Below are 13,076 nucleotides of genomic sequence, written 5' to 3' on the forward strand. Positions count from 1 at the left end.
GCGCCGCGGTGGCGGCGTCGCTCGAGCTGTTGACCTCACCCCTCTTATCAATTAATTTTCTTGCGGCCGCCGGGGGCGGGGGGGGCGGGGGCCGCCCCCCCCCCCCCCCGCGACCGCGCACTCATATCAGGGTGATGGTGATCATCTCTTCCGTACGACGACGAAGTCGGCGAGCGCGGTGAGCTGGGCCCGGACGCGCTCGGGCATGTCCACCTCGTGCAGGGCACGGACGGCGATGGCGTGCTGGCGGCGGGCCTCCTCCGAGGTCCACTCGCGCCCGCCCGCCTCCTCGATGAGGGCCGCGCGGGTGGCGAACTCCTCCTCGGAGAAGGTGTCGAAGTCGATGCTCTTGGCGTCGGCGGCGAGCAGCTCGCCGAGCCGCTCGGAGGCCGGGCCGCCGGCGGCGAGGGCGGCGACGACGGGCAGCGACTTCTTGCGCTGGCGCAGGTCGCTCCAGGTCTGCTTGCCGGTGGACTCCGGGTCGCCCCAGATGCCGAGCAGGTCGTCGATGGCCTGGAAGGCGAGGCCGAGGTGGTAGCCGTACTCCTCCAGCTTGTCGGCCGTGCGGTCGTCGGCGCCGCCGAGGACGGCTCCGATGGAGACGGCGCAGGCGAGCAGGGCGCCGGTCTTGTTGCCCTCCATCTCCAGGCACTCCTCGACGGTGACCCGCTCGCGGTGCTCGTAGGAGATGTCCTGGGCCTGCCCGTCGATGAGCTTGCGGGTGGCGGTGGTCAGGCGGCGGGTGGCACGGCCGGCCTCGACGGTCCCGAGTTCGAGCAGCAGCTCGTTGGCGAGCGCGAAGAGCGCGTCGCCGACGAGGATCGCCTGCGCGGGGCCGTGCACCTTCCAGACGGTGTCGCGGTGGCGCCGCTGCTCGTCGCCGTCCATCAGGTCGTCGTGCAGCAGCGAGAAGTTGTGGACCAACTCCACGGCGACGGCGCCGGGGACGCCGACCTCGGGGGCGACGCCCGCGGCCTCGGCGGAGAGCAGCGCGAGAGCGGGCCGTACGGCCTTGCCGCTGTCGCCCTCGGCGGGGTTGCCCTGGGCGTCGATCCAGCCGAAGTGGTAGGCGGCGACGGTGTCCATGGGCGGGGCGAGCCGGTCGACGGCCGCCCGCAGGACGGGGGTGGACAGGGCCCGCCCTCGCTCCAGCAGAGCGGTGACGTCCGCGGTGTCGACGGCCGGGTTCACCGGGGGCACAGTCGGCACGGTCTCTCCTCTTGTTCCAGTAGTCACACTCATGCCGCCTCCTGCAGCGGATGTTCATGGCGGCGGCCGAGGGCGGAGAGCGCGGCGCCCGCGGCGCTGAAACCACTGCGGACGGCACCCTCCATGGTCGCGGGCCAGCCGGTGGCGGTCCACGCGCCGGCCAGGTAGAGGCCGGGGGCGTGGGTGCGGGCGACGGGGCGGAGCCGGCCGACGCCCGGAGTGGGGGCGAACGTCGCTGTCCGCTCCCGCGTGACGAAGAAGTCGCGGATCCCGGCGCCGCGCGCGGCGGGCAGCAGGCGCTCCAGCTCCGGCAGGTACCGCTCCCGGAGGGCGGCGACGGGCGCGTCGATCTCGTCCTGGGCGGCGGACTGGGAGACGGCCAGGTACTGGCCGCCACCCTTGAGGCCTGAGGAGTCGGTGCGGTCGAAGACCCACTGCACCGGGGAGCCGAGCGCGGTGAAGAAGGGCTGCTTGAGCACCTTGCGGTCGTAGACGACGTGCACGTTGAGGATGGGCGCGGTGCCGATGTCGAGGAGCCGGTCGGGGTCGTCGAGGGCGCCGTCGGGGAGCAGTTCGCGGGTCTCGCGCTGCGGTACGGCGAGGACGACGGTGTCCGCCTCGATGGTCTCTCCCGGTACGTCGACGGCCCAGCGGCCGTCCTCGGTACGGGAGATCCGCTCGGCCTTGGTCCGCAGTTCGGTGCGGACGCCGAGGGAGTCGAGGGCCTTGCGGGCGAGGGTGTCGTGGAGTTCGCCGAGGGGGACGTGGGCCCAGCCGATGTCGGCGGCGCCGGGCTCGGAGAGCAGCCCGGTCTTGAAGACCATCGCGGCCAGGCCCATGGAGGCGTCGGGCGCGGTGGCGTTGAGGGTGGCGACGCCTACCAGGTCCCACAGGGCCTCGATGGCGCGCGGGGACTGGCCGTGGCGGCCGAGCCAGGTGGCGAAGTCGATGCCGTCGAGGGCCGGGTCGGCGGGGTCGAGGCGCTTGAGCGCGAGCGCGGCCCGGCCGACGCTCGCCCGCTCGGCGAGGGAGAGGTGCGGATAGGTCGCCAGGCTCTTGGCGAGGTGCAGCGGTACGGGCAGGTTGGTGCGGCGCAGCCGTCCGAGGCGGGGGCCCCGGGGGTGGGCGACGTCGAGGACGGGCACGTCGAGCCGGTTCTGGAGGGGCGCGAGGTGGGCGCCCTCGACCCGGTCGAGGAACCACCGGTAGGCGGTGCAGCAGCGCAGGTAGACGTGCTGGCCGTTGTCGACGGTGAGTTCGCCGCGGCGGAAGGAGAACGCGAGCCCGCCGAGCCTCGGCCGGCCTTCGAGGAGCGTCACGCGCAGCCCGGCGTCGGCGAGTTGGAGCGCGGCGGTGACGCCGGCGAGCCCGCCGCCGACCACGACCGCGTGCGAAGCGGCGCCGTCCCGGCCCGTCTCGCGCTCGTTCATGCCGTCTCCCCTCGGGTCGCCGCAGTCAGGGACGCCGTCGCGCGGCGTGGGGTTGCCCGGTGCCGGGCGGCGGACCGTCGCATCAGGCACGCCTCCTGACGGTCCGTCGGGAGATGTGGCGGGTGTCGAGGCCGGAGAGGCCGCGCACGGCGACGTACGCCTTCTCACGACCCGGGAGCGAGACGCGGCCGCGCAGCACCGCCTCCGGGTCGCGTTCGATCCGGTCGAGGAGGCGGCGGTAGATCCCGGCCATGGCGGCGACACACGCACCGCTGCGCCGGTCGAGCATGGGCAGGAGCCGGTACCCCTCGGCGAACAGGGCGCGGGCGCGGCGGACTTCGAAGTGGACGAGGCCGGTGAAGTCGGCTCCTGCGGGCGGGGTCTCGCTCCCGAAGCCGTCGCCGCAGCCGAACTTGGCGAGGTCGTCGGCGGGCAGGTAGGTGCGCCCGTTGCCGGTGTCCTCGCGGACGTCCCGGAGGATGTTGGTGAGCTGCAGGGCGAGGCCGAGCGTGTCGGCGTACTCCGAGGCGCGCTCCACTCCCTGCGCGCCCGGCTGTGTGCCGAACACGCCGAGCGAGAGCCTGCCGATGGCGCCGGCGACGCACCGGCAGTAGACCTTGAGGTCGTCCCAGGTCTCGTACGTCTCGCCGCGGACGTCCATGAGGACGCCGTCGATGAGCTCGTCGAGGCCGCCGAGCGGGATCGGGAAGCGCCGGGAGGCGTCGGCGAGGGCCACGGCGACGGGGTCGGTGTCGTCCTCGTCGACCTTGCCGTGCCTGACCCGGTCCAGGAGCGCGCGGGTGGCCTCAAGGCGCTCCCGCTTGGCCTCGACGGCGAGGGTGCCGTCGCCGATGTCGTCGACGCGTCGCGAGAACGCGTACAGCGCGGACATGGCCTGTCGCTTGTCGGTCGGCAGGAGCCGGATCCCGTAGGCGAAGTTGCGTGCCTGTTGTCCGGTGACGGCCTCGCAGTAGCTGTACGCGGCCTGTACCGGCGCGGACGTCTCCGTCTGTCCCTCCACGGTCCGGCTCACCTCTCTCTCCGCGCTCGCAGCAGGACCGTTCCCGCTTCACGCATCAGACTCGGTTTGGTGGGCTTGGGCGGCTTCGGCAGGACGTCGAACCCGGCGGCGGCGATCGCGTCGAGCGCGGCGAGGCCGCCGGCCGTGAAGCCGGCGAGGAGCAGACGCAGCCGGCCGCGCACACTGGCCACGAGCGGGGTGCCGTCGCCCAGCAGCGCGCGGGCGCGGTCGGCCTCGAAGGCGATCAGGGCGCGCACCGAGGCGTTCCCGGTCGGCCGGGCGAGGTCGTCCTCGGTGACGTGGAAGCGCTTCATGTCCTCGGCGGGCAGGTAGATCCGGTCCCGGCCGAGGTCCTCCGCGACGTCCTGGAGGTGCTCGACGATCTGCAGGGCGGTGCAGACCGCGTCGGAGCGGCGGACGCGCTCGGGGGTGGTGGTTCCGGTGATCCCGAGGACGAGCCTGCCGACGGGGTTGGCGGAGAGTTCGCAGTACGCGAGGAGGTCGTCGTACGTCTCGTAGCGGCGCACCAGCTGGTCCTGGCGGTTGGCGGCGATCAGGCCGAGGAAGGGCTCGGGGGTGAGCCCGCAACGCCGAACGGTCGGCTGGAGGGCGCAGAGCAGGGGGTGGCGGGGGGTTCCGTCGAAGACCCGCAGGAGGTCGGCCTCGAATGCGTCGAGCAGGGCGAGCCGGTCCTCGGCCCGTTCGGGGGCGACGCCGAGGTGGCGGGCGTCGGCTCCGCCGGGGGCGAGGTCGCCGTCGCCGATGTCGTCGACGAGCCGGGCGTAGCCGTAGACGGCCATGAGGTCGTCGCGCCAGGCGCGCGGCAGGAAGAAGGGGGCCACGGGGAAGTTCTCGTCCGCGGCCTTGTCGAGGGTGGTGCGCGAGGAGGCGTCGGGGCGCACCTGCCGGGTTCCCGTCACTGGCCGCTGCCCGACGCGGGGACGGCGACACCCTCGTGGAGCTGGAGATTTCGCGTCATGGCCGTCACATCTCCTGTTCTACACTGCCGATCCAATCCATCCTATTTCGGACACGCCACCGGTCCGCCCCGGAGGGCACACCGCCTGACGCCCGGGGATGCCTAGGGGTTATCGCCCCACTTGCCACGAATCAGCACCGGTACAGCTTACGTTGTACAACGCCGAGTGCCTCGTCGGGGTGCCGGGCGCCGCGCGAAAACCTCACCCGGTTCGTCAACCCTCCACAGGGGAGCGGAAGTTCAGCTTCCCGCCGACGCCCGGTCGGCGCGGACTCCGGAGACCACCAGGGCGAGGGTGGACTCGACGACGTCGGCCCGACGCTGCTCCGGGAGGCCGCCCAGGGGCCCGTCGAGGAGCAGAAGTGACAGTCCGTGCACGGCCGACCACGTGGCGGCCTCGGCGGCCGGCCGGGCGCGCCGCGGGATGCGGCCGGCCCCGGCCAGGGCGTTCAGGGCGTCCGTGAGCAGGGCGAACGCACGGAACTCGGGTTCGGGTTCGGCGGGGCGGCCGGGCGGCATCCAGGCGTCGCCGCAGGCCGCGCGCGGGGTGCAGAAGGCCGCCCGGTAGAGGCCGGGGTGGTCAAGGGCGAAGCCGACGTAGCCCCGGCCGAGGGCGGCGAGGCGCAGCTCGGCGGCGACGGTGGGGTCGTCCGCGCCGGGGACCCGCTCGGCGGCGCGCTCCATGGAGTCGGCGAGCGCCCGCTGGGCGTGCGTCTTGACGGCTCTGAGCAGCTCGCCCCGGCCGTCGAAGTGCCGGTAGGCGGCGGTGGGCGAGACACCGACCCGGCGGGCCGCCTCGCGCAGCACGACGCGTTCGGGACCGCCCTCGGTGGCGAGGTCGACGGCGGCACAGATCAGCGCGTTGCGCAGATCGCCGTGGTGGTAGGTCTTTCCCCCGGAGATCGCTGCCATGGGCTCATCCTGCCCGATGTTGACCGCATGAACATTCCAGGTGGCGGGCGCCGGTCCTGGCGCGGAACGCGAAGGCCCCCGCCGGCTCGGCGGGGGCCTTCGTACACGGCTCGGGAGCTACCTCGCGGTCTCGCGCTCGTACGCCCGCAGGACTTCCTCCGTGGGGCCGTCCATCAGGAGCTCGCCCTTCTCCAGCCACAGGACGCGGTCACAGGTGTCCCTGATCGACTTGTTGCTGTGGCTGACCAGGAAGACCGTGCCGGCCTCCTTGCGGAGCTCGCGGATGCGCTCCTCGGAGCGGATCTGGAACCTGCGGTCACCGGTGGCCAGGGCCTCGTCGATCATGAGGACGTCGTGGTTCTTGGCGGCCGCGATGGCGAAGCGGAGCCGGGCGCCCATGCCGGAGGAGTACGTGCGCATGGGGAGGCTGATGAAGTCGCCCTTCTCGTTGATGCCCGAGAAGTCGACGATGCCTTCGTAGCGCTCGCGGATCTCTTCCTTGCTCATGCCCATGGCGAGGCCGCCGAGGATGACGTTGCGCTCGCCGGTGAGGTCGTTCATGAGCGCCGCGTTGACGCCGAGCAGCGAGGGCTGGCCGTCGGTGTAGACCTTGCCGCTCTCGGTGGGGAGCAGGCCGGCGATGGCGCGCAGCAGGGTGGACTTGCCGGAGCCGTTGCTGCCGATGAGGCCGATGGCCTCGCCCCGGTAGGCGGTGAAGGTGACCCCGCGTACGGCGTGCACCTTGCGGACGCCGCGGGTGACCTCGGCCTTGCCCTTGCCGAGGATCCGGCTGAGGGCCGCGGTGGCGCTGCCCTTGCCGCCGCCACCGGTGTTGACCCGGTAGACGATGTGGACTTCGTCGGCGATGACGGTGGGAACGCGTCCCTGGGTGGTCTCAGCCACGGCCGTACCTCTCCTCGGCCTTCCAGAAGTAGACGAAGCCGCCGATGCCGGCCGCGAGGGCCCAGCCGAGGGCGGTCGCCCAGACGTGCGTGGGCAGGTTCTCGGCGCCGTAACCGTCGATCAGCGAGAAGCGGATCAGGTCCATGTAGACGGCGGCCGGGTTGTACATGAGCACATCGGCGATCCAGGCCGGCTTGTCCTCCAGCATGACCGGGATGGAGAACATGACGCCGGACGCGTACATCCAGGTGCGCATGATGAACGGCATCAGCTGGGCGAGGTCGGGCGTCTTGGAGCCCATCCTCGCCATGATCATGGCCAGTCCGACGTTGAACACGAACTGCAGGAAGAGCGCGGGGATCAGCAGCAGCCAGCTCAGCGAGGGGTAGCTGCCGAAGGCGATCACGATGGCGGCCAGCACGATCATGGAGTACAGCAGCTGCTGGAGCTGCTGGAGCGCGAACGAGATGGGCAGCGTGGCGCGCGGGAAGTGCAGCGCCCGGACGAGCCCGAGGTTGCCGGAGATCGCCCGCACACCCGCCATGACCGAGCTCTGGGTGAAGGTGAAGACGAAGATCCCGGTCACCAGGAAGGGGATGTAGACCTCGGTGGTCATGCCCCGGCCGGCTTCGAGGATCAGTCCGAAGATCAGGAAGTAGACCAGTGCGTTCAGCAGGGGCGTGGCCACCTGCCAGAGCTGGCCGAGCTTCGCCTGGCTGTACTGCGCCGTCAGCTTCGCCGAGGAGAAGGCGAGGATGAAGTGGCGCCGCCCCCAGAGCTGGCGGATGTACTCGAAGAACCCGGGCCGGGCACCGCTGACCGAGAGACCGTACTTGGTGGCCAGCTCGGCCGGGGTCAGGCGGTCGTCGACGGATGGCGGGGCGCTCGTCGCGACCGCACCGTCGTGGGTTGTCTCACTCACAGGTCGGAACTTTCGTATTCAGATGCGCGGCAGGTCAGGCACCACGTGTCAGACGACGGGCGGGCGTCCCAGTCGGGTCAGCCGCCACACCGTACGCCATTTCATGGGCCGGCGAGGTCCGCAGGGGGTGGCCCAGCCTTCCCGGAAACCGCCGAGCCACGCCTTGAGGGCGGGGCCCGAGGGACGCCGCGCGAGGGTCAGGAGCAGCCAGACACCGAGATAGACGGGAACCAGGAGTGCGGGGAGGTTTCGCCGGGCCAGCCATACCCGGTTGCGGGCCACGTTGTAGTGGTACGTCGCGTGCCGGGACGGTGGCGTGGTGGGGTGGAGCAGCACCATGTCGGAACGGTAGTCGATCATCCAGTTGGCGTCGAGGGCCCGCCAGGCAAGATCCGTTTCCTCGTGCGCGTAGAAGAACTCGTCGGGCAGGCCGCCGACTTCGGCGAGGACCTGGGTGCGCACGGCGTTCGCGCCGCCGAGGAACGTGGTGACGCGCGAGGACCGCATCGGGTCGGCCGCGCGCAGCCTCGGCACGTGCCGGCGCTGGGTGAGACCGGTCTCCGGGTCCGCGATCCGGAAGCTGATGATGCCGAGCCGGTCGTCGGCGGCGAACGCCTCGCGGACCAGCTCCGCGGTGTCGGCGCGTTCGAGGAGACCGTCGTCGTCCAGGAAGAGCAGGGCGTCGACGGGGCCGCAGGGGCCCTCGGGGCCGAAGGCCTCGATGCCGACGTTACGGCCGCCGGGGATGCCCAGGTTCTCGGGCAGGTCGATGGTGTGGACGCCCTCGGGCACCCCCGTGACGGGGGCGCCGTTGCCCACGACGACGACCTCGACCGGGTCGCCGTCCTGCTTGGCCACCGACTCGAGCAACGCGCGCAGGTCGTCGGGGCGGTTGCCCATGGTGATGATGACCGCGCCCAGCTTCATCGGCGTACTCACGCTCGTCCTCCCCCTGCTCGTCGTCATGTCGGTCGTCCGCCCGCTCCTGGCCATGTCAGCCGGCCTCACTTCAGTCGGCTCGACGCCAGGATCGAGACCAGGTGGAGCAGCGTCTGGAGGAGCGCGATGCCCGCGAGGACCGCGACACCGAGCCGGGTGAAGAACAGGTCGTCCCTGACCGCGTCGATGATCGCGAGGACCAGGATCAGCAGGGACGCCTCGATCCCGAGGACCAGGCGGTGGAACTTCAGCGCGCCTGCCGCCCGGCGGGCGAGGGCCATCCCGGAGGAGCGGGGCTCGCTCGCCGCCTCCTTGACCGGCGGCAGCCCGCCCTGGTGGCGGGCGACGCCGACGAGGTCGGTCTCCGCCTTGATCAGGATGGCGCCGAGCGCGGCGAGGGTGCCGAGGAAGGCCCACAGCCAGTCGATCCGGCCGCTGCCCCACAGGTCGGCGGCGCGCAGGCCGAAGCCGACCAGGACGGCCGCGTCGCACAGGTACGCGCCGACGCGGTCGAGGTAGACGCCGGAGAGCGAGAACTGCTTCTTCCAGCGGGCGACCTCGCCGTCGACGCAGTCGAGCAGCAGGTAGAGCTGGACCGCGACGACGCCGAGGACGGCGCCCCAGATGCCCGGCACGAGCAGGGCGGGGGCCGCGAGGACGCCGCAGAGCGTCATCACGTACGTCAGCTGGTTCGGCGTGATCCTGGTGGTGACCAGGTGCCTGGTGATGCGCAGCGAGATCTCGCGCATGTACAGGCGGCCGCCCCAGTGTTCGCCGCTGCGCCGGTCCTTCACACCCGCCGGGTGCACGACCGGGCGGAGCTCAGCTACCGATGGCTTTTGCATAGTCCGCGTACGCGTCCCTGATCTGGTCGTCGGAGAGGTCGAGATGTTCGAGGATCGTGAAACGGCCCGGACGCGTCTGCGGGGCGAAGGACACGGCCCGGACGAACTCGTCCACGCTGAAGCCCATCTCCTGGGGGGTCACGGGCAGGCCGTGGCGGCGCAGGGTCTCGACGATCTGGAGCGAGCCCTCGGCGGCACCGCGCAGGTGCATCGCGAAGGCCGCGCCGAGCCCGCACTGCTCGCCGTGGCTGGCGGCGCGCTCGGGGAAGAGCAGGTCGAAGGCGTGGCTGATCTCGTGGCAGGCGCCCGAGGAGGGCCGGCTGTCGCCGCTGATCGACATGGCGATCCCGGACATCACCAGGCCCTCGGAGAGGGTGACGAGGAAGTCGTCGTCACCGACGCCGCCGGGGTGGCGCAGGACCGCCTCGCCCGCGCTGCGGGCCATCGCCGCGGCGAGGCCGTCGACCGGCTCGCCGGTCTCCCGGTGCGAGAGCTCCCAGTCCGCGATGGCGGACAGGTTGGAGACCGCGTCGCCGATCCCGGAGCGGACGTAGCGCACCGGGGCGTCCCGGATCACGTCGAGGTCGACGACCAGCGCGATCGGGGTCGGCACACCGTAGGAGCCGCGCCCGTTGTCGTTGTCCAGGGTGGAGATCGGCGAGCAGATGCCGTCGTGCGACAGGTTCGTGGCGATGGCGACCAGCGGCAGGCCGACCCGGGCCGCCGCGTACTTGGTCACATCGATGATCTTGCCGCCGCCGAGGGCGACCACCGCGTCGTACCGCTTGCCGCGCATGGCGTCGGCGAGCTTGACCGCCGCGTCGATCGTGCCGCCCTCGACCGGGTACCAGTCGGCTCCGGGCAGCTCGGGCGCGAACTGGTCACGCAGCTTCAGCCCCGAGCCACCGCTGATCGCGACGGCGATCCGGCCGTTGCTGGAGATCCGCTGGTCGGCCAGGAGCGCCGAGAGGTCCTCCAGCGCTCCCCGGCGGATGTCGACGACGACCGGCGAGGGGATGAGCCGGGTCAGTACTGGCACGCGATGTCACGGCCCTTCGCCAGGTCGTCGTGGTTGTCGATCTCGACCCACTTGATGTCGCCGATGGGGGCCACGTCGATGGTGAAGCCGTCGTCGACGAGCTTCTGGTAGCCGTCCTCGTAGTAGAGGTCGGGGTCGCGCTCGAAGGTCGCCTTGAGGGCGTCGGCGAGCGCCTCCGCGGCCTCGGGCTCGATGAGCGTGACGCCGATGTACTCGCCGGTGGCGGTGGCCGGGTCCATCAGCTTGGTGATCTTCTGGACGCCCTTGCCCTCGGCGGTGATGACCTTCATCTCCTCGTCGGCGAGGGACTTCACCGTGTCGAGGGCGAGGATGATCTTCTGACCGTCGCCGCGCGCGGCGAGCAGGGTCTTCTCGACGGAGACCGGGTGGACGGTGTCGCCGTTGGCGAGGATCACACCGCGCTTGAGGACCTCACGGGCGCACCACAGGGAGTAGGCGTTGTTCCACTCCTCGGCCTTGTCGTTGTCGATCAGCGTGATCGACAGGCCGTACTGGGCCTCCAGGGCCTCCTTGCGCGCGTACACGGCCTCCTTGCGGTAGCCGACGACGATCGCGACTTCGGTGAGGCCGACCTCGGCGAAGTTCTTCAGCGTGAGGTCCAGGACGGTGGTGTCACCGTCGACAGGCACGAGGGCCTTCGGGAGCGTGTCGGTGTAGGGGCGCAGACGCCTTCCGGCACCGGCTGCCAGTACGAGGCCAATCATGCTGTTTCTCCTTCGTCATGTACGGCGGGTGCTCCGGAGGACACCCAGAAGCGGATGGACTCCACGAGCACCACGAGCGCGAGGGCGACCGCGAGGGCGGTCAGCGCCAGGGTGAAGTCGTTGCCCCGGCTCGCCAGGAGGGCGGCGAGGACCGTCACCAGCAACACGCGGCCCTCATGGCCGCCGATGGCGCGCACCAGCCAGGTCGGCGGGGCGCCGGTGCCGCCGCGGATGCGGTACACCGTGTCGTAGTGATGGTAGGCGACGGCCGCCACGAGCCCGTAAGCCGCGGGCAGGGCGCCGTTCACCTCGGAGCGGGCGGCGAGGATGAGGATCGTGCCGTATTCGGCGGCGCGGAAGAGCGGCGGTACGAGCCAGTCGAGAGGCCCCTTGAGGGGCTGCGCGAGGGCGAGGCCCGCGCACATGGCGTACGCCACTGCGGCCAGGACGACCCAGGGGCTGCCGAATTCTTCCTGGCGGCCCGCCGCCATCAGCAGCAGCACCGCTCCGAAGGCTGCGAGCGCCGGGGAGATCCAGGTGCTGCGGACCCTCCCGGCCGGCCCCGCCACGAGCTGGGCGAGGGGTCCGTTGTCGGCCAGCTCGGCGAGCGCCTGGGCGGCCCGGTCGGTCCGCTTCGCCTTGCGGGTCAGCGAGCGGAGCACGCGGCCGGCGGTGGTGTAGCAGGCGCCGAAGGCGCAGCCGACGATCAGCGCCCAGAAGGTGATCCGGGGGGTGGTGACGGCCGTGAGGACCGCGATCATCGCCCAGCGCTCGCCGATCGGCAGGATGATCATCCGGCGGACCCAGACGGTCCAGCCGACGCTGTCGAGCCGGCTGGAGAGGGCGGCGGTGGGGCTGGTGTTGGCCGTGGCGTCGTGGTTGGCCTCGTTGAACGAGAAGTCCACGACGTGGCGGCAGGTCATCAGGACCATCGCGCCGAGCGCGAGCGCCCACACGTCGTCCCCGTTGCGCGCGGCGCCGAGGGCGAGGCCCGCGTAGAAGGCGTACTCCTTGGCGCGGTCGAAGGTGGCGTCGAGCCAGGCGCCCATCGTCGAGTACTGCAGGGAGTAGCGGGCGAGCTGCCCGTCGGTGCAGTCCAGGACGAAGGAGACGAGGAGGAGCACCCCGGCGGCGATGTATCCGCCGCGCTCGCCGGTGGCGGCGCAGCCGGCCGCGATCAGGGCGGTGAGCAGCGAGGCCGTGGTGACCTGGTTGGGGGTGAGGCCGCGCCGTGCGCACCAGCGGGCGATGTAGCGCGAGTACGGGCTGACGCAGAAGGTGGTGAAGAAGCCGTCGTGGGCCTTGACGGCGGAGCGCAGCCGTACGGCCTCGTCGTCGACGGCGGCGACGGCGGCGCGGGCCGCGTGGCGGGCCTCCGCGTCGGTCGGCACGGCGGCGACGAGCGTGCCGAGCGCGGGCCGGTGCACGCCGACACCGTCGGCGTCGAGGGCGTCGGCGAGGGCGTCGGGCAGGCTCTCCCCGTCGGCGGCCGGTTCGGGCGCGGAGGGGGCGCCGGGCACCGAGGCGTACGCGTCGGTCAGCGCGCGGGCGAGCGCGGGGCGGGCCTCGGGCTGCGCGGTGATCGCGCCGGGCGCCGCGGCTGCCGGGAAGCGGGGGTCGGTCAGGGCCAGGCGCAGGGCGTGGAGGTGTCCGACGAAGCGCGGGTCGACGACGGCGACCCGCTCACCGGCCGGTACGGCGGCGAGCAGCGCTCCCGTGTCCTGCGGGCCCGAGGCGACCCGTACGTCGAAGCCGAGCGACCGCAGATCGCCGTCGAGCGATGATCCGGGTACCGGCGGACCGGTGAGGATGGCGGTCGACAGACGAACTCACTCCTTGGAGCTGACGGGCGGGCCCTCGGGGCTCATGGCGCGGCCCCGGGCACGGCGGCTCGGCCCGGCATCGGGCGGCGGCACGTCGGCTGAGGCTATCGGATGAACAAGGGCCCGAGTTCACCGAGCCTTTGCGGTGCGGACTCCCCCGGGCCCACTCGAATCCGTCCGAGTGCGCCATGCCCTACGGAGATCATCATGGGCGATCGACCCGCCGCCCCACAAACCGTGCCGGGCGGCCTTCCGGACCCACCCTCGCACGTCGTACCGCCGAACGCGCATCACCGCAGGTCAGATGATATGACAACGGTGTTCAGTGC

At 72.0% G+C, this 13,076-nt stretch carries 12 protein-coding genes; all 12 read right to left on the minus strand.

Features of this window, described 5'->3' with window-relative positions; translation table 11 throughout:
- Positions 1–141 precede the first annotated feature (141 nt).
- The 12 genes from ACGFYP_RS02985 to ACGFYP_RS03040 all read right to left on the minus strand — a co-directional run bounded on the left by ACGFYP_RS02985 (position 142) and on the right by ACGFYP_RS03040 (position 12,747).
- The gene (locus tag ACGFYP_RS02985) at positions 142–1,242 is read right to left on the minus strand and encodes a polyprenyl synthetase family protein (protein WP_393485691.1); all 1,101 of its coding nucleotides are present in this window, start codon (positions 1,240–1,242) and stop codon (positions 142–144) included.
- The gene (gene hpnE, locus ACGFYP_RS02990) at positions 1,239–2,639 is read right to left on the minus strand and encodes a hydroxysqualene dehydroxylase HpnE (protein WP_393485694.1); all 1,401 of its coding nucleotides are present in this window, start codon (positions 2,637–2,639) and stop codon (positions 1,239–1,241) included. The genes ACGFYP_RS02985 and hpnE overlap by 4 nt, the downstream gene beginning before the upstream one ends.
- A gap of 82 nt (positions 2,640–2,721) precedes the next feature.
- A complete protein-coding gene (gene hpnD, locus ACGFYP_RS02995; RefSeq protein WP_393485696.1) occupies positions 2,722–3,672 on the minus strand; it encodes a presqualene diphosphate synthase HpnD in 951 nt (316 codons plus the stop codon).
- Positions 3,669–4,580 carry a squalene synthase HpnC gene (gene hpnC, locus ACGFYP_RS03000; protein WP_393485698.1) on the minus strand — a complete coding sequence of 304 codons (912 nt, stop codon included), beginning with the start codon at positions 4,578–4,580 and terminating at the stop codon, positions 3,669–3,671. Before hpnC ends, hpnD begins: the two co-directional genes overlap by 4 nt.
- A 299-nt stretch (positions 4,581–4,879) precedes the next feature.
- Complete coding sequence (locus tag ACGFYP_RS03005) at positions 4,880–5,551, minus strand: TetR/AcrR family transcriptional regulator (protein ID WP_393485701.1); 672 nt, start codon at positions 5,549–5,551, stop codon at positions 4,880–4,882.
- Positions 5,552–5,668: 117 nt separating this feature from the next.
- Positions 5,669–6,454 (minus strand): ABC transporter ATP-binding protein, encoded by a 786-nt coding sequence (locus ACGFYP_RS03010; protein ID WP_361965894.1) that lies wholly within the window; start codon positions 6,452–6,454, stop codon positions 5,669–5,671.
- Complete coding sequence (locus ACGFYP_RS03015) at positions 6,447–7,376, minus strand: ABC transporter permease (protein ID WP_361965892.1); 930 nt, start codon at positions 7,374–7,376, stop codon at positions 6,447–6,449. Before ACGFYP_RS03015 ends, ACGFYP_RS03010 begins: the two co-directional genes overlap by 8 nt.
- A 48-nt stretch (positions 7,377–7,424) precedes the next feature.
- The gene (locus tag ACGFYP_RS03020; RefSeq protein WP_361965989.1) at positions 7,425–8,303 is read right to left on the minus strand and encodes a glycosyltransferase; all 879 of its coding nucleotides are present in this window, start codon (positions 8,301–8,303) and stop codon (positions 7,425–7,427) included.
- 77 nt (positions 8,304–8,380) lie between these two features.
- Entirely contained in the window at positions 8,381–9,160 is a 780-nt protein-coding gene (locus ACGFYP_RS03025; RefSeq protein WP_361965890.1) for a CDP-alcohol phosphatidyltransferase family protein, read from the minus strand.
- Complete coding sequence (locus ACGFYP_RS03030; RefSeq protein WP_393485704.1) at positions 9,138–10,199, minus strand: iron-containing alcohol dehydrogenase family protein; 1,062 nt, start codon at positions 10,197–10,199, stop codon at positions 9,138–9,140. The genes ACGFYP_RS03025 and ACGFYP_RS03030 overlap by 23 nt, the downstream gene beginning before the upstream one ends.
- On the minus strand, positions 10,187–10,924 hold the full coding sequence (locus ACGFYP_RS03035; protein ID WP_361965886.1) for a phosphocholine cytidylyltransferase family protein: 738 nt from the start codon (positions 10,922–10,924) through the stop codon (positions 10,187–10,189). Before ACGFYP_RS03035 ends, ACGFYP_RS03030 begins: the two co-directional genes overlap by 13 nt.
- Positions 10,921–12,747 (minus strand): DUF5941 domain-containing protein, encoded by a 1,827-nt coding sequence (locus tag ACGFYP_RS03040; protein ID WP_393486022.1) that lies wholly within the window; start codon positions 12,745–12,747, stop codon positions 10,921–10,923. Before ACGFYP_RS03040 ends, ACGFYP_RS03035 begins: the two co-directional genes overlap by 4 nt.
- Positions 12,748–13,076: the final 329 nt, after the last annotated feature.

Origin of the sequence: Streptomyces sp. NPDC048370, from assembly GCF_043200825.1 — a bacterium.
GTDB lineage: Bacteria > Actinomycetota > Actinomycetes > Streptomycetales > Streptomycetaceae > Streptomyces.

Bases quoted from the DNA above. Each gene is read 5' to 3' on its own strand.
- ACGFYP_RS02985 (WP_393485691.1), bottom strand. From the start codon at position 1,242: ATGAGTGTGACTACTGGAACAAGAGGAGAGACCGTGCCGACTGTGCCC.
- ACGFYP_RS03025 (WP_361965890.1), bottom strand. From the start codon at position 9,160: ATGCAAAAGCCATCGGTAGCTGAGCTCCGCCCGGTCGTGCACCCGGCG.
- ACGFYP_RS03005 (WP_393485701.1), bottom strand. From the start codon at position 5,551: ATGGCAGCGATCTCCGGGGGAAAGACCTACCACCACGGCGATCTGCGC.
- hpnE (WP_393485694.1), bottom strand. From the start codon at position 2,639: ATGAACGAGCGCGAGACGGGCCGGGACGGCGCCGCTTCGCACGCGGTC.
- ACGFYP_RS03020 (WP_361965989.1), bottom strand. From the start codon at position 8,303: ATGAAGCTGGGCGCGGTCATCATCACCATGGGCAACCGCCCCGACGAC.
- ACGFYP_RS03035 (WP_361965886.1), bottom strand. From the start codon at position 10,924: ATGATTGGCCTCGTACTGGCAGCCGGTGCCGGAAGGCGTCTGCGCCCC.